The organism is Streptomyces sp. AK02-01A, assembly GCF_033795305.1.
In the GTDB taxonomy this organism is placed as follows: Bacteria; Actinomycetota; Actinomycetes; order Streptomycetales; family Streptomycetaceae; genus Streptomyces.
Genome location: NZ_JARBAE010000012.1, coordinates 106,368 through 121,697, shown reverse-complemented (window position 1 = coordinate 121,697; position 15,330 = coordinate 106,368). Strand labels below are relative to the sequence as shown.

At 71.0% G+C, this 15,330-nt stretch carries 15 protein-coding genes and 1 riboswitch; of the genes, 7 read left to right on the top strand and 8 right to left on the bottom strand.

What is annotated here, in order from left to right:
- Window positions 1-69: 69 nt before the first annotated feature.
- On the bottom strand, window positions 70-810 hold the full coding sequence (locus tag PV679_RS14625) for an enhanced serine sensitivity protein SseB (RefSeq protein WP_319680636.1): 741 nt from the start codon (window positions 808-810) through the stop codon (window positions 70-72).
- A 105-nt stretch (window positions 811-915) separates the two neighbouring features.
- Window positions 916-1,587 carry an AAA family ATPase gene (locus PV679_RS14620; protein ID WP_319680635.1) on the bottom strand — a complete coding sequence of 224 codons (672 nt, stop codon included), beginning with the start codon at window positions 1,585-1,587 and terminating at the stop codon, window positions 916-918.
- 262 nt (window positions 1,588-1,849) lie between these two features.
- A riboswitch (glycine riboswitch) is annotated at window positions 1,850-1,947 on the top strand.
- Between the two features lie 148 nt (window positions 1,948-2,095).
- Here PV679_RS14620 and gcvT point away from each other — a divergent pair.
- From gcvT to PV679_RS14600, 4 genes are all read left to right on the top strand, one after another.
- Window positions 2,096-3,244, top strand: coding sequence for a glycine cleavage system aminomethyltransferase GcvT (gene gcvT, locus PV679_RS14615; RefSeq protein ID WP_319680684.1), 1,149 nt, complete (start codon window positions 2,096-2,098; stop codon window positions 3,242-3,244).
- A gap of 88 nt (window positions 3,245-3,332) precedes the next feature.
- Window positions 3,333-3,710, top strand: a complete 378-nt coding sequence (gene gcvH / locus PV679_RS14610; RefSeq protein WP_319680634.1) for a glycine cleavage system protein GcvH — start codon at window positions 3,333-3,335, stop codon at window positions 3,708-3,710.
- A gap of 53 nt (window positions 3,711-3,763) precedes the next feature.
- A complete protein-coding gene (gene glyA, locus PV679_RS14605) occupies window positions 3,764-5,032 on the top strand; it encodes a serine hydroxymethyltransferase (protein ID WP_319680633.1) in 1,269 nt (422 codons plus the stop codon).
- A gap of 284 nt (window positions 5,033-5,316) precedes the next feature.
- Entirely contained in the window at window positions 5,317-6,699 is a 1,383-nt protein-coding gene (locus tag PV679_RS14600) for an L-serine ammonia-lyase (protein ID WP_319680632.1), read from the top strand.
- Between the two features lie 232 nt (window positions 6,700-6,931).
- Here the strand turns inward: PV679_RS14600 and gap are convergent, their stop codons facing one another.
- The 4 genes from gap to PV679_RS14580 all read right to left on the bottom strand — a co-directional run bounded on the left by gap (window position 6,932) and on the right by PV679_RS14580 (window position 9,601).
- Window positions 6,932-7,927, bottom strand: coding sequence for a type I glyceraldehyde-3-phosphate dehydrogenase (gap, locus tag PV679_RS14595; protein ID WP_319680631.1), 996 nt, complete (start codon window positions 7,925-7,927; stop codon window positions 6,932-6,934).
- A 132-nt stretch (window positions 7,928-8,059) separates the two neighbouring features.
- Window positions 8,060-9,016, bottom strand: coding sequence for a GlxA family transcriptional regulator (locus PV679_RS14590; RefSeq protein ID WP_319680630.1), 957 nt, complete (start codon window positions 9,014-9,016; stop codon window positions 8,060-8,062).
- A 33-nt stretch (window positions 9,017-9,049) separates the two neighbouring features.
- Complete coding sequence (locus tag PV679_RS14585; protein WP_319680629.1) at window positions 9,050-9,172, bottom strand: hypothetical protein; 123 nt, start codon at window positions 9,170-9,172, stop codon at window positions 9,050-9,052.
- 114 nt (window positions 9,173-9,286) lie between these two features.
- On the bottom strand, window positions 9,287-9,601 hold the full coding sequence (locus tag PV679_RS14580; RefSeq protein WP_319680628.1) for a DUF1330 domain-containing protein: 315 nt from the start codon (window positions 9,599-9,601) through the stop codon (window positions 9,287-9,289).
- Between the two features lie 77 nt (window positions 9,602-9,678).
- On the opposite strand from PV679_RS14580, the gene PV679_RS14575 reads away from it, so the two are divergent.
- Window positions 9,679-10,449 (top strand): TetR/AcrR family transcriptional regulator, encoded by a 771-nt coding sequence (locus PV679_RS14575; RefSeq protein WP_319680627.1) that lies wholly within the window; start codon window positions 9,679-9,681, stop codon window positions 10,447-10,449.
- Window positions 10,450-10,488: 39 nt separating this feature from the next.
- A complete protein-coding gene (locus tag PV679_RS14570) occupies window positions 10,489-11,193 on the top strand; it encodes a response regulator transcription factor (protein ID WP_319680626.1) in 705 nt (234 codons plus the stop codon).
- Window positions 11,194-11,236: 43 nt separating this feature from the next.
- Here PV679_RS14570 and PV679_RS14565 read toward each other — a convergent pair whose 3' ends face one another.
- Both PV679_RS14565 and PV679_RS14560 read right to left on the bottom strand, forming a co-directional pair.
- Window positions 11,237-12,955: a GAF domain-containing protein gene (locus tag PV679_RS14565; RefSeq protein ID WP_319680625.1), complete on the bottom strand. Its 1,719-nt coding sequence runs from the start codon at window positions 12,953-12,955 to the stop codon at window positions 11,237-11,239.
- Window positions 12,956-13,057: 102 nt separating this feature from the next.
- The gene (locus PV679_RS14560) at window positions 13,058-14,104 is read right to left on the bottom strand and encodes an alcohol dehydrogenase catalytic domain-containing protein (protein WP_319680683.1); all 1,047 of its coding nucleotides are present in this window, start codon (window positions 14,102-14,104) and stop codon (window positions 13,058-13,060) included.
- Between the two features lie 316 nt (window positions 14,105-14,420).
- On the opposite strand from PV679_RS14560, the gene PV679_RS14555 reads away from it, so the two are divergent.
- Window positions 14,421-15,308, top strand: coding sequence for a universal stress protein (locus tag PV679_RS14555; RefSeq protein WP_319680624.1), 888 nt, complete (start codon window positions 14,421-14,423; stop codon window positions 15,306-15,308).
- Window positions 15,309-15,330 lie beyond the last annotated feature (22 nt).

Below are 15,330 nucleotides of genomic sequence, written 5' to 3'. Positions count from 1 at the left end.
ATGTCCGGCGCTATGTCCGGCGCCATGTCCAGGGAGCGGACGGACGGCACCTGCCCGTTCCGGACAGGCTCAGACGTACCCGCGCTGATAGAAGGGACGCACTTTCGCCAGCAGCCAGTCGCCGACCGGGTCCTGGGCCACGTCCAGCAGGACGAGATTGACCGGCCAGCCCACCTGGACCCGGCCCAGCGCACGGCCGAGCGCGTCCATCGGCGCGTTGCGGTCGGCCGGCTCCCAGGAGGAGAGCTGGACACCTATGAACAGCACCGGGGCCTCACCCTCCACGCTGGCGAGCGCGCGGCGGGCGGAGAGCACCACACCGGCCGACTCGAACTCGGCGGCGGCGGCGGTGAGGAAGTCGACCGGGTCCTCCTGCCAGTCCGGCTCGAAGAGCCGGACGCGTCCGCCGGACGCGGGGCCGTCGAGCGGGCTGCGGCCCGTCCGGCACAGCTCGGCCACGGCGAGCGGCGGCAGCGGCGCGCCGACCGCGCCGCCCGGGTTGACCGCGATACCGAGCCCCGGCGGCAGCCCTCGGGCGAAGTCGCGGGCCGGTGCGACGGTGAACGGCATATGGCCGCCGACGCACTGGAGGTACTGCTGTTCGGAGCTGAACACCGGGACGTAAGGGACGCCCTCGATCTCCATCGTCGGCAGATCCAGATTGGCGCTGTCGGGGCCGCCGCCGTTGGGCAGCGGCACCCAGATCTGGCTTCTGCCGAGCACCTCGACCAGCCGTCCGCCCGCCGCGTCGCTCCCGAGCGAGGCGGTGAGCACCTCTTCGAGCTCATTGCCCGGCCATGCTGTATTCACGGTCTTCCCTCCGCCCACGTTGCTGCCGCCGACCTTAACGCCGCGGGACGCGACCCGCGGCGGCCAGGCGGGCGGAGAGCCGTGGTCCCGGCGCCGGGCCGCCGCTCACTCTCCGCGCGGCGCCGGGAAGGTGATGCCGCCGAGCGCTCCCGCCGCGGCCCTGTCGAGCAGAACGGCGGAGGCGCAACCGCGCGGCAGACGGCCGGTCTCGGCCGCGGCGATCAGACCGCCCACCGCGCGGCGGTGGCGGGCGAACGCGTAACCGGAGACACCGCGGCCGCGTTCCCGCTGGCCCGCGCGCGCGACCTCCGGTGTGACGTCCAGCAGGACGAGATGGAGCCGCCGGCCGCGCCTGCGGGCCTCCCGCGCCAGCCAGCGCCGCACCCAGGCCTGCGTACCGCAGTCATGGACGACGACGCTCTCGCCGGAGCGCAGCGCGCGGCGCAGCCCGGCGTAGTGCGCGAGGCGGACGAGCGGGCGGTAGACGGCGTACGGCAGGCGGCCGGGAAGCCGTCGCTCCCAGCGGTCCCTGGTGTCCTGGGAATCGATTCCGCCGCCCGCGGCGGCCCGCCGGATCAGAGTCGACTTGCCGCTGCCCGGCAGCCCGGAGACGACCACTATGTCTCCCGCGGCGAAAGCGAGGCCCGCCGGCACCCGGCCGTCGCGCGCCCGCAGATCCCGGACCACCGGCACGGGCCGCGTCACCGCCTCCCGGGCCTCCCGCCGGGCGGGCGCCCCCGCCGTCGCCGCGTACGTGCCAACCCCGTGCGACCTCATCGCCGTCCCCCTGTCAGCTCAGTCACCCTGGCACATGACCCTTGCCCATGAAGTGTAAAGAAATGGTAATGCCGTACAAGCTTTTCACGGAGCCCGGCGAGTCAGGGACCGGGCGCGCCGCTGGAGCGCGCCTCGGAAGTCCGGCCCGGTTCGCGACGCCTGGGCCGGGCCGCCCGGTCCGCGACGCCTGAGCCGCGGGCTCCATCGCGCCCTCGGCCCCGACGCGTGCGATGATGTGCCCGCCAACTGCATACCGGCCGTTTGAATCCGCGCGGGAGAGTCCCGGTCACCGTGTGCGCCGGGCGCCGAAGGAGCAAGTTCCTCCCTTGAATCTCTCAGGCCCCGAACCGCGTGGATGAGGCATATCTGAAAAGCGGGCCGCAGCTCTGCGGCCCCACCCAAGGTGCAAGTCATGACCGTCTGTACGTACGGTCGTGGTGAACCTCTCAGGTTCCGATGACAGATGGGGAGGATCGTCCTCGCCCGTCATGCCCTGGGAGCCACACCGATGAGCCATGTCCCGCCGAGCAGCACCTCCAGCAGCCCGCGCCGTACGGCGCTCGACGCCGTGCACCGCGCGCTGGGCGCGACCATGACCGACTTCGCGGGCTGGGACATGCCGCTGCGGTACGGCAGCGAACGCGACGAACACAACGCCGTCCGCACCAGGGCCGGTCTCTTCGATCTCTCCCACATGGGCGAGATCACCGTCACCGGGCCGGAGGCGGCCCGGCTGCTCGACTACGCGCTGGTCGGCAATATCGGCGCCGTCGCCGTGGGCCGCGCCCGCTACACGATGATCTGCCGGGAGGACGGCGGGATCCTGGACGACCTGATCGTCTACCGCCTCGGCGAGGACGAGTACATGGTCGTCGCCAACGCCTCCAACGCCCAGACCGTGCTGGACGCGCTGACCGGCCGCGCGGCCGGTTTCGACGCCGAGGTGCGCGACGACCGTGACGCGTACGCGCTGCTGGCGGTCCAGGGCCCGGAGTCGCCCGGCATCCTGAAGTCGCTGACCGACGCCGATCTGGACGGGCTCAAGTACTACGCGGGCCTGCCCGGCACCGTGGCCGGTGTGCCCGCGCTCATCGCCCGTACGGGCTACACCGGCGAGGACGGTTTCGAGCTGTTCGTCGAGCCCCGGTACGCGGAGCGGCTGTGGCAGGCGCTGACCGAGGCCGGCGAAGGAGTCGGTCTGGTGCCCTGCGGGCTGTCCTGCCGCGACACCCTCCGTCTTGAGGCGGGCATGCCGCTGTACGGCAACGAGCTGACCACCGGCCTGACCCCGTTCGACGCCGGCCTCGGCCGGGTCGTCAAGTTCGAGAAGACGTCGAACGACGGCGACTTCGTCGGACGTCCGGCGCTGGAGGCCGCCGCCGAGCGCGCCGCGTCCGCTCCGCCGCGCAAGCTGGTCGGCCTGGTCGCCGAGGGCCGGCGAGTGCCGCGCGCCGGCTATCAGGTCGTCGTCGGCGGAGTGACCGTCGGCGAGATCACCTCCGGCGCCCCTTCACCGACCCTGGGCAGGCCGATCGCCATGGCGTATGTCGACGCGTCGCACGCGGAGCCCGGCACGGCCGGTGTCGGAGTGGACATCCGCGGCTCGCACGAACCGTACGAGGTCGTCGCACTGCCCTTCTACAAGCGTCAGAAGTGACCCGGCCGTCCCGGCCGTGCCCGGGGCCGTCTCGGTCCGTAAGACATCCGTTCCTCAGCACTCCCCCGCGTACAGGAGAATTCACCTCATGAGCAACCCCCAGCAGCTTCGTTACAGCAAGGAGCACGAGTGGCTGACGGCCGCCGAGGACGGCGTGTCGACGGTCGGTATCACGGAGCACGCGGCCAACGCCCTCGGCGATGTCGTGTATGTCCAGCTCCCGGAGGTGGGTGACACGGTGACCGCGGGCGAGACCTGCGGTGAGCTGGAGTCGACCAAGTCGGTCAGCGATCTGTACGCCCCGGTGACCGGTGAGGTCGTCGAGACGAACCAGGACGTCGTGGACGAGCCCTCGCTGGTGAACTCCGCTCCGTTCGAGGGCGGCTGGCTGTTCAAGGTGCGCGTCACGGAGGAGCCGAAGGACCTGCTCTCCGCCGACGAGTACACAGAGTTCTCCGGCAACTGACGTGCCCACCGGCACACGACGTGCCCACGGCAACTGAGACCCCAGGGACTGTGATGTCTTCGAAGTCGCTTCTGAACACCTCGCTCCACGAGCTCGACCCGGACGTCGCCGCCGCTGTCGACGCCGAACTCCACCGTCAGCAGTCCACCCTCGAAATGATCGCCTCGGAGAACTTCGCTCCGGTCGCGGTCATGGAGGCCCAGGGCTCCGTACTGACCAACAAGTACGCGGAGGGCTATCCGGGCCGCCGCTACTACGGCGGCTGCGAGCACGTCGATGTCATCGAGCAGATCGCCATCGACCGTGTCAAGGCGCTCTTCGGGGCCGAGCACGCGAACGTACAGCCGCACTCCGGCGCGCAGGCGAACGCCGCCGCGATGTTCGCGCTGCTCTCTCCCGGCGACACCATCATGGGTCTGAACCTCGCGCACGGCGGGCACCTGACCCACGGCATGAAGATCAACTTCTCCGGCAAGCTCTACAACGTCGTCGCCTACCACGTCGACGAGGAGACCGGTCAGGTCGACATGGCCGAGGTCGAGCGGCTCGCCAAGGAGTCCCGGCCCAAGCTGATCGTGGCCGGCTGGTCGGCGTATCCCCGCCAACTCGACTTCGCGGCCTTCCGCCGGATCGCGGACGAGGTCGGCGCGTACCTCATGGTCGACATGGCGCACTTCGCCGGTCTGGTCGCCGCGGGCCTGCACCCCAACCCGGTGCCGCACGCGCATGTCGTGACCACGACCACGCACAAGACCCTCGGCGGTCCGCGCGGCGGAGTGATCCTCTCCACGCGGGAACTGGCGAAGAAGATCAACTCCGCGGTCTTCCCGGGACAGCAGGGCGGCCCGCTGGAGCATGTCATCGCGGGCAAGGCGGTCGCCTTCAAGATCGCGGCCACGGACGAGTTCAAGGAGCGCCAGCAGCGCACCCTGGAAGGCGCCCGTATCCTCGCCGAGCGCCTGGTGCGGCCGGATGTCACCGAGGCGGGCGTCTCCGTCCTCTCCGGTGGTACGGACGTCCACCTGGTCCTGGTCGACCTGCGCCACTCCGAGCTGGACGGACAGCAGGCCGAGGACCGCCTCCACGAGATCGGCATCACGGTCAACCGCAACGCCGTCCCGAACGACCCGCGGCCTCCGATGGTCACCTCGGGCCTGCGGATCGGCACGCCGGCGCTCGCCACCCGCGGCTTCGGCGCGGAGGACTTCAGCGAGGTCGCGGAGATCATCGCGGCGGCGCTCAAGCCGTCGTTCGACCGCGCCGCACTGGCCGGCCGGGTCTCCGTACTGGCCGAGAAGCACCCGCTCTACCCTGGTCTCTAGCGATTCCGGACCGATTGACCCTCGCGGGGCCTTTCCAGGGAAACGGCCTTTTCGAGAAGAACGGCCCTTTCGAGGGAAACGGCACGACCCACGGGGCACCGCGCGCACACCCGACCGTGTACGCGCGGTGCCCCGCACCATGTATCTCGCGTTGTTCGCGTATGCGTCCATCCGTGTATCCGTGTGTCCCGTGTCCGCGTACCCCGCGGACACGTATCTGTGTACGTGCGGTTTCTGCGCCACCCCGGCAGACAACGGCGTCTACCCGTCAGAGGAGTACCCCCGTGGCCATCTCGGTCTTCGACCTGTTCTCGATCGGCATCGGCCCGTCCAGCTCGCACACCGTCGGCCCGATGCGCGCGGCCCGGATGTTCGCCCGCCGCCTCAAGAACGAGGGCGTGCTCGTCCACACCGCGTCGGTACGGGCCGAGCTGTACGGCTCGCTCGGCGCCACCGGCCATGGCCACGGCACCCCGAAGGCCGTCCTCCTCGGCCTGGAGGGCAACTCTCCGCGCACGGTCGACGTGGAGAGCGCCGACGATCAGGCGGAACGTATCCGCACCAGCGGCCGGCTCAATCTGCTCGGGACGCACGAGATCGCCTTCGACGCCGGCGAGGATCTGGTCCTGCACCGCCGCAAGGCCCTGCCGTACCACGCCAACGGCATGACGCTCTCCGCGTACGACGCCGACGGCGGTCTGCTCCTGGAGAAGACGTACTACTCGGTCGGCGGCGGTTTCGTCGTGGACGAGGACGCGGTGGGCGAGGACCGGATCAAGCTCGACGACACGGTGCTCACCCATCCCTTCCGCACCGGTGACGAGCTGCTGCGTCTGTCACGGGAGACGGGCCTGTCGATCTCCGCGCTGATGCTGGAGAACGAGAAGGCATGGCGCACGGAGGACGAGATCCGGGCCGGCCTGCTGGAGATCTGGCGGGTGATGCAGGCATGTGTCTCGCGCGGAATGGCCCGCGAGGGCATCCTGCCCGGCGGCCTCAAGGTCCGCCGCCGCGCGGCCCACTCCGCGCGCCAGCTTCGCGCGGAAGGCGACCCGCAGGGCCACGCCATGGAGTGGATCACGCTCTACGCGATGGCCGTGAACGAGGAGAACGCCGCGGGCGGCCGCGTCGTGACGGCTCCCACCAACGGCGCCGCCGGCATCATCCCGGCCGTGCTGCACTACTACGTGAACTTCGTGGCGGGCGGCGCCACCGACGAGGAGAAGGCGGAGGGCGTGGTCCGCTTCCTGCTCGCGGCGGGCGCGATCGGCATGCTCTTCAAGGAGAACGCCTCCATCTCCGGCGCCGAGGTCGGCTGCCAGGGCGAGGTCGGCTCGGCCTGCTCGATGGCGGCGGGCGCACTCGCCGAGGTGCTCGGCGGCAGCACGGAACAGGTGGAGAACGCCGCCGAGATCGGCATGGAGCACAACCTCGGCCTGACGTGCGACCCGGTCGGCGGCCTGGTGCAGATCCCGTGCATCGAGCGCAACGGCATGGCGGCGGTGAAGGCGGTCACGGCGGCGAAGATGGCGCTGCGCGGTGACGGCAGCCACAAGGTCTCCCTGGACAAGGTCATCAAGACCATGAAGGAGACGGGCGCGGACATGTCGGTCAAGTACAAGGAGACCGCGCGCGGCGGGCTCGCGGTGAACATCATCGAGTGCTGAGGAAACGTACGCTGATCAGCGGTTTCCTCGGCTCGCAGCCCGGTCGGGGACTTTCCCGTGTGCACGGCGGACGTTCACCTGGACGCCCGTCCTGATCGTCGTGGTGCCCAAGCGGACCGGCGCGCTGCGGGACTGGCAGGGTGTTCCCACAGCACGTCCGGTCGTCTGCCGCCCCGGCTGGGCGCGGCGTGTGCACTCCGAGTTCCCGCAGGCGGGCCGCCCCGGTTTCCGGTCAGCCGGCGAGGAGTTCGAGCGTATCGATCACGCGGTTCGAGAAGCCCCACTCGTTGTCGTACCAGGCGACCACCTTGACGTGGCGGCCGTCGACGCGGGTGAGAGCCGAGTCGAAGATCGACGAGGCCGGGTTGCCCGTGATGTCGGACGACACGAGCGGGTCGTCCGAGTATTCGAGTACGCCCGCGAGCGACCCCTGCGCCGCGTCGCGGTACGCCGCCAGCACCTCCTCGCGCGTCACATCACGCGCGACGGTCGTATTGAGCTCGACGATCGATCCCACCGGAACCGGCACGCGGATCGAGTCGCCGGACAGCTTGCCGTCGAGGTTCGGCAGCACGAGGCCGATCGCCTTGGCGGCGCCTGTCGTGGTGGGCACGATGTTGACGGCGGCCGCGCGGGCGCGGCGGGCGTCGCGGTGCGGACCGTCCTGCAGATTCTGCTCCTGCGTGTAGGCGTGCACCGTCGTCATGAAGCCGTGCTCGATGCCGGCAAGACCGTCGAGCACGGCGGCCAGCGGCGCGAGCGCGTTGGTCGTGCACGAGGCGTTCGAGACGATCGTGTGCGCGGCCGGGTCGTACGCGTCGGTGTTGACCCCGAACGCGAGCGTGACATCGGCGCCGTCCGCCGGCGCGCTGATGAGTACCTTTTTCGCGCCCGCGTCGATGTGGGCGCGGGCGGCCGTCGCCGATGTGAAGCGGCCGGTCGCCTCAAGCACGATGTCGACGCCGAGCTCGGCCCACGGCAGCCGCGCCGGTTCGCGCTCGGCGATCACGGTGATGCGACGGCCGTCGACGACGAGGGCGTCCCCGTCGACAGTCACCGGGCGGCCGAGCCGGCCCGCCGTCGTGTCATAGGCGAGCAGCCGCGCGAGCGTGGCGGGCTCCGTGAGGTCGTTGACGGCGACGACCTCCAGGTCGCTGTCGCGTTCGAGCAGCGCGCGCAGCACATTGCGTCCGATGCGGCCGAATCCGTTGATGGCGATGCGAGTCATGAATGGTGTCCCTTCAGGTTCACCACCAGGTTCTCGCGCGGCGTCCGCCGGTGACAGCGGCGTGATCGCCAGGGTCCACAAGGATCACGCCACGTGGCTTCCACAAGGATCACGCCATGTGGTGGTGGTGTGCTACTGCCCCTGGGCGAAGGTGCGCCGGTACTCGCTCGGCGTGGTGTCGAGGATGCGCTGGAAGTGCAGCCGCAGATTCGCGCCGGTGCCGAGACCGACGTCGGCGGCGATCTGCTCGATGCCCCGCTGCGAACGTTCGAGCAGCTCACGGGCCACGTCGATGCGGGCTCGCATGACCCACTGCATTGGTGTGTATCCCGTGTCCTCGACGAAGCGCCGCGAGAACGTGCGCGGCGACACCGCCGCGTGCCGGGCGAGCACTTCAAGGGTGAGGGGCTCGCCGAGCCGGTGCAGCGCCCACTCCCGGGTGGCGGCGAACCGCTCGCCGAGCGACTCGGGCACGCTGCGCGGCACGTACTGTGCCTGACCGCCGCTGCGGTACGGCGCCGCCACCAGGCGCCGCGCCGCGTGGTTCGACGCGGACACCCCCAGATCGCCGCGCAGAATGTGCAGGCACAGGTCGATGCCCGAGGCGGCGCCGGCCGACGTCAGCACGCTGCCCTCGTCGACGAACAGAACGTTCGCGTCGACCTGGACGAGCGGACGCTTCGCCGCGAGTGCCCGCGTGTAATGCCAGTGTGTCGTGGCGCGCTTGCCGTCGAGCAGACCCGTGGCGGCGAGCGCGAAGGCGCCCGTCGAGATGGCGGCGAGCCGCGCGCCCCGGTTGTGGGCGGCGATCAGCGCGTCGACGACGGCCTGCGGCGGGTCGTCACGGTCCGGGTGCCGGTAGCCGGGAACGAAGACGATGTCGGCCCACGCGAGTGCGTCGATGCCATGGGCGACGGAGTACGACAGGCCGTCGCCGCCGGTCACAAGACCCGGCGCCGCGCCGCACACCCGCACCTCGTACGGCATGCTCGCGCGGGTCGTGAACACCTGCGCGGGAATCCCGACATCGAGAGGCTTCGCACCTTCGAGCACAAGGACGGCGACACGATGCAGGGGTGAAGCGGGCACGGGCACGAGGGTACGTGAGGGCGCGGGGGTGCATCAGCCCCGTTCCCGGAGGAGCGCGGGTCCGCCGGGCACGGTGTCGGCATGGCCGGGACACCGCCCCGCGATCTCGCGAAGTTCGCGTTCGCTCAGTTCGATCGTGTCCGGGTCGGTTGGCACGGCTCAATTTTGCCGCAGTCCGCCACCGGCGGGGAGACGTTCAGCGACAGCTCTCCGCAGCCACGCGGCCATGTCGGCCGCCTCCGTCCGCGCGCGGGCTCCGCCGGACACGGTCTACGCCGGGAGCGAGAAGCCCTCGGGCGGCGATCCCTCGGCGAACAGCATCCGCACCCGGGCCGCGTCCTTCCGGATCTCCAGGGCCCGCCGGTACTCGGGAGAGGCATACCACTCCTGGATCCGGTCCATGTCCGGGAACTCGATGACCAGCAGCCGCGCGAAGTCCCAGGTGCCTTCGACGGGCTCGGGCGTGGGGCCCGCCACCAGATAACGGCCGCCGTGGCTGAGGACGGACGGCTGGGCCACGGCGGCGTAGGCCAGGCATGCCTCCTCGTCGAGGACGTCGACTCCGACGATGACATAAGCGGACACGGTAACCCTGCTTCCTTTGGACACGGCGTGTACTTTTGCCACGGCGCAGACTAACGCACTCCTGTAACCTCCCCGACGTGACCAAGGACGAAGCCGGGCGCGCCGGGCCGGTGTTGAGCCGCCGGGAGCGGCTGCGGCGGGAGACAAGCCAGGAGATCAAGGCCATCGCGCTGCGGCAGTTGGCCGACAGCGGGCCGGGCGCGATCTCGCTGCGCGGTATCGCCCGCGAGATGGGGATGACACCGCGCGCGATCTACAGCTACTTCCCCACCCGTGACGACCTGATCACGGCGCTGATCAGCGGGATCGCCGCCTCGCTCGCGGAGGCGGTGGAGAGCGCCAGCGGCGCCGTGCCCGACACCGATCCCGGCGGGAGACTGCTGGCCTGGGGCCAGGCCCTGAGGGAGTGGGCGCTGGCTCACCCGGAGAGCTTCCGGCTCTTCTACGGCCATCCCGTCCCCGGTTACCAGCCGCCCGACGGCGGGCCGGTGGAGCAGACGGCACGCCGGGTGTGCCGCGACCTCACCCGCCTGGTCGCCGCCGCGTGGCCGCACGCCCGGCACCACCAGCCCGAGGACACCTCCTGGTCCGATCTGCATCCGGACTACGTCGCGAAGATCCGGGCGGACCTCCCGGACGTGCCGCCCGCCGCGGCAGCGCTCGCGCTGCGCGTCTGGGGCCGGATGCACGGCCTGGTGGCTCTGGAGATCGACGGTCATATCCATCCCGTCGCGGGCAACCCGGCCGCGCTGCACCGCGCCGAGATGCTTGACCTGGTCAGGTCACTGGGCCTGGATCAGCCGGACCCGTTCGGCCCTGTTCCACGCGGTCGGCCGGAGTCACGATGAACAGGTGACGGAGCTGGTCCACCAGCGTGGAGGCACACCATGAGCGAGACACGGCGCTTCTCACCGGAGAACCCGATCCGGGTCTTTCTGCTCGACGATCACGAAGTCGTCCGTCGCGGTGTCCAGGACCTGCTCGACGCGGAACCCGACATCGCGGTCGTCGGCGACGCGGGCACGGTGGACCACGCGCTGGCCCGCGGGCCGGCGCTCCGGCCGGATGTCGCGTTGCTCGATGTACGGCTCCCGGACGGCGACGGGATCACGGCCTGCCGGGAACTGCGTACCGGGATGCCCGGCCTGGCGTGTCTGATGCTCACCTCGTTCGACGACGACGACGCGCTGCTCGACGCGATCATGGCCGGCGCCGCGGGATACGTGCTCAAGGAGATCAAGGGATCGGACCTGGTCACCGCGGTACGGACGGTCGCGTCCGGCCAGTCCATGCTCGATCCGGCGACCACGACCCGGCTGATGAGCAGTCTGCGCGGCGAGGAGAGCGGCGAGCCGTCGGAGGCGGACGCGCTGGCGGGGCTCTCTCCGCGTGAGCGGGAGATCCTCGCGCTGATCGGCGACGGGCTGACCAACCGGGAGATCGGCAGGCGTCTCTATCTGTCCGAGAAGACGGTGAAGAACCACATCTCGCGCCTGCTGGCCAAGCTCGGTGTCGAGCGGCGGATCCAGGCGGCCGTCCTCGCCACCCAGGCCGATCCGCGTCCCGGCGAGCGCGAGCGCGGACACCACTGAGCCGCCGTCCCGAAGGCCCGGACCGGCCCACCGACCGCGGTGGTCAGCCGTGGCCGAGCGGCACCGTCCACACCAGACGCGTACCTCGCCGATCCGCGGCGCCGACGGTCGTCCGGCCGCCGAGGCTCTCCGCTCGCCGTCGGAGATTCTCCAGTCCGCTCTCGCGGGCGTCCGCCGGGATGCCGATGCCGTTGTCCGCGACGGTCAGGGTCAGCCGGCCGTCGCGGACCAGCAGGGAAACCTCGGCGGCGGTGGCGCGCGCGTGCCGCGCGATATTGCTCAGTGCCTCACCCAGCACGGCCACGACATGCTCGCCGACCGCTGACGGCACATCCGTGTCGATGAGGCCCTCCATACGCAGCGCCGGAGTGAAGCCCAGGGCCGGTACGGCCTGCTCGACCACGACGGTGGCCCGGACCCGCAGGCCCTGGCGGGTGCGGCCGGTGTCACGGGCGCGCAGCCCGAAGATCGTCGACCGGATGATCTTGATCGTCTCGTCGAGATCGTCAACGGCGCGCAGCAGCCGTTCCCGCGCCTCCGGGTGCTCGACGAACCGCACGGTGCTCTGGAGCGTCATGCCCGTCGCGAAGAGCCGCTGGATGGCCAGATCGTGCAGGTCACGCGCGATCCGGTCACGGTCCTTCAGCAGCGTGAGCTGTTCGGCGGAGCGCCGTCGCTCGGCGAGTTCCATGGCGAGTGCCGCCTGTCCGGCGAACGCCAGCAGCGGAGCGGTCTCGGCCTCGGTGAACGCCTCCCGCTCGCGGACCCGGGCCAGCAGCAGGACTCCGCGTACCGCCTCGCCGGTGACCATGGGAACCGCGACGGCCGGTCCCAGTCCGCCCCATCGTGGAGGTCCCGCCGTGATCCTCGGATCGCGCTCCACATCGGCGCTGATGATCGGCTCACCGGCGTGCAGCGCGGCGCCGGCGAACGAGCCCTGAGCGGGCAGGACGAGCCCGTGATGGATCTCGGCGTCCACTCCGGAGGCGAGAGCGACACGCAGGACCTCGCCGCCCTCGCCGGGCAGCGCCAGCACACCCAGGTCGGCGGAGAGCAGTCGGCGCGCGTGATCGACGATCAGCCGGAGCACCCGGTCCTCGTCCGCCCCGGACAGCAGACTCGCGACGATCTCCGCGTCGGCCTCCAGCCAGCCCTGCCGCCGGCGCGCCGTCTCGTACAGCCGCGCGTTCTCGATGGCGGCCCCGGCCGCCATGGCGAGCGTGGACAGGACGGTCTCGTCCTCCTCGTCGAAGTCCTTGCCGCCTCGTTTCTCGGTGAGATACAGATTTCCGAACACCTCGTCGCCGACCCTGATCGGCACTCCGAGGAACGAGCGCATCGGCGGATGCTCCGCCGGGAATCCGTACGACGCCGGATGCCTGGACAGGTCGGACAGCCGCAGCGGCTCGGGACGGCGGATCAGCTCTCCCAGGATTCCGTGGCCGGACGGCAACGGCCCGATCGCGGCGGCTTGTTCCTCGCTGATTCCGACGGTCAGGAACTGGGACAGCCTGGTGCCCTCCGCCACGACGCCCAGCGCTCCGTACTCGGCGTCGACCAGCACCACGGCCGCCTCCACGAGATGCCGGAGCACCTGCGGAAGATCGAGCTCACGGCCGACCGAGAGCACCGCTTCGAGCAGGCTCTGCATCGACTCCCTGGTGCCGCGCCGGACGGCGTCGAGCCGCGCCTGCAACTCCTGCGGCAGCGCGTCCGGCCATCCCGGGACGCGGCCGGTCCGCTCGCTCCCGTCCTCGCTCACGGTTCCTCCGTCGGGACCTGGACGCATCAGGCCGGATGCCACGCCTCCACGGTATCGGGCGAGGAATTTCCGGCATCCCGGAGAAACGGTGAACGGGCCGGCTCAGGCGGCGGAGCGTTCAAGGACGACCTTGAGAGCCCCGCTCTCGGCGGCGCCGGCGAACACCTCGTACGCCTCCTCCATCCGGTCGAGGCCGAAGCTGTGGCTGACCAGTCGCGCGGTGGGCAGCCGGCCGGCGGCCGTCATGCTCAGCAGCATCGGCGTCGAGGAGGTGTCCACCAGCCCCGTCGTGATCGTCACGTCCTTGGTCCACAGCTCTTCCAGATGGAGCGTGGCGGGTTTGCCGTGGACGCCTACGTTGGCGATATGGCCGCCGGGCCGCACCACGCGGGTGCACAGCTCGAAGGTCTCCGGCACACCCACGGCCTCGATGGCCACCTCCGCCCCGTATCCCTCGGTCAGGTCCTCGACGAGCCGTCCGGGCTCCTCCTCGGCGCTGACCACGGTGTCCGCGCCCATCTCGCGCGCCGCGTCCAGCCGGGACGGCGCCAGGTCGACCGCGATGATCCGGCCGGGACTGAACAGCTTCGCCGTGGCGACGGCCGCCAGCCCGACGGGCCCGGCGCCGACGACGACCACGGTGTCGCCGGGCCCGACGCGGCCGTTGCGTACTCCCACTTCGTACGCGGTGGGAAAGATGTCGGCGAGCAGCACCGCGTCCTTGCTGTCGAGGGAGCCAGGCAGCGGATGGACGGAGAGGTCGGCGAACGGCACGCGTACATATTCGGCCTGCGTACCGTCGATCAGATGTCCCAGTGCCCAGCCACCGCCGCCCAGGCACTGGCCGTACCGGGCCTGCCGGCAGTAGTGGCAACGGCCGCACGCGGAGATGCAGGACACCAGCACCCGGTCTCCCGGCCGCACCGTGTGCACATCGCCGCCCACCTCCGCCACCTCGCCCACGGCCTCGTGGCCCAGCACCGTGCCCGGAGCGACCTCCGGGACGTCGCCCTTCAGAATGTGCAGATCGGTGCCGCAGATCGTGACGGCGTCCACCCGGATGATCGCGTCCGCTCCGTCCTTGATCCCCGGATCCGGGACCTCGTCCCAGGAGCCGTGCCCGGGGCCATGGAATGTGTACGCCTTCATCTCGCTCATCTCCCTGCTGAACACGCCGTGCTGCTCGCGCTGCCCTGTCTCACCAGCCTGCGGGCGGTGTGACCGTCGGCACATGGGCCGGACAGGCCCCGGACGGAGCCGGAAGGTCCCGTCCGGTGACACCACGTCCGGTCGATACAGACGTCCGGTCGGCACAGACGGCGTACGGACGTCCTGGCGGCGGCCGGCCATGGCCATGCCGGGACCTTCGGCCCGCACGGTGGCCCCGGGCAGCCCTCGCGCCGCGCGGGCCCTGGCGGCAACGTGAGAGAAGACCGCTTCCGGCGACCGGCTCAGGAGGAAGACGATGGACGACACCGCGCCCGGCAGGCAGGCACTCGGGCAGGCACTCGGACCGGTGGTGACCGGTACGGACGGCTCGGACCACGCGACAAGAGCGGTCCTCTGGGCGGCGGACGAGGCAGCCGTACGCGGCCGGCCGCTGACCATCGTGCACGCGCTCGGCGTCGAGCAGGCCCTCTATCTGGCCTACGACGATGCCCACACCATCCTCGATCGCGCCCGGACAGTCCTTGACGAGGCCACGGCACAGGTGTCCGCCCGCCGGCCGGATGTCCGGGTCTCCGCCACGGTCAGCTACGACGAGACCACGGAGAGTCTGCTGGAAGCGGCCGGAACGGACGGCACGATCGTCCTGGGCTCCCGGGGACTGGGCGGATTCTCGGCGCTGCTCGTCGGCTCGGCCGGTCTCCGTACCGCCGCCCACGCACGCGGTCCGGTGATCGTCGTCCGTGACGTCACGGACACCTCGGAGCACAGAGTGGTCGCGGCGCTGCGCGATGAGCGCGACCAGGACGCGCTGCGGTTCGCCGCCCGGACCGCCGCGCTGCGCGATGTGCCGCTCCGGGTGGTGAGCGTCTGGATGTTCCTGCGGAACGCGGGAAGTATGGCGACCATGGTCGACGACCTGAGCGGCGTCGCGAGGTCGGAGGCCGAGGCGACCGCGCATCTCGTGGTGCCCATCCGGAAGGAGTTCCCGGATCTCACGGTCACGGAGGACACCGTCCGCGCCGTCTCCGTCGCCGGAGCGCTGGTCGAGGCGGCCGAGCACGCGGATCTCCTGGTGACGGGCGCTCGCGGGCCCACGCATCCGATCAGCTCTCCACTGGGACGGGTGACCCACGCCGTCATCCACCGCGCGCGGTGCCCGGTGGCCATCGTTCCGCGCGGCTGAGCCGGTCGCGGCCCGTCGTCGT

Bases quoted from the DNA above. Each gene is read 5' to 3' on its own strand.
- gcvT (WP_319680684.1), top strand. From the start codon at position 2,096: ATGAGCCATGTCCCGCCGAGCAGCACCTCCAGCAGCCCGCGCCGTACG.
- PV679_RS14555 (WP_319680624.1), top strand. From the start codon at position 14,421: ATGGACGACACCGCGCCCGGCAGGCAGGCACTCGGGCAGGCACTCGGA.
- glyA (WP_319680633.1), top strand. From the start codon at position 3,764: ATGTCTTCGAAGTCGCTTCTGAACACCTCGCTCCACGAGCTCGACCCG.
- PV679_RS14620 (WP_319680635.1), bottom strand. From the start codon at position 1,587: ATGAGGTCGCACGGGGTTGGCACGTACGCGGCGACGGCGGGGGCGCCC.
- PV679_RS14560 (WP_319680683.1), bottom strand. From the start codon at position 14,104: ATGAAGGCGTACACATTCCATGGCCCCGGGCACGGCTCCTGGGACGAG.
- gcvH (WP_319680634.1), top strand. From the start codon at position 3,333: ATGAGCAACCCCCAGCAGCTTCGTTACAGCAAGGAGCACGAGTGGCTG.
- PV679_RS14570 (WP_319680626.1), top strand. From the start codon at position 10,489: ATGAGCGAGACACGGCGCTTCTCACCGGAGAACCCGATCCGGGTCTTT.
- gap (WP_319680631.1), bottom strand. From the start codon at position 7,927: ATGACTCGCATCGCCATCAACGGATTCGGCCGCATCGGACGCAATGTG.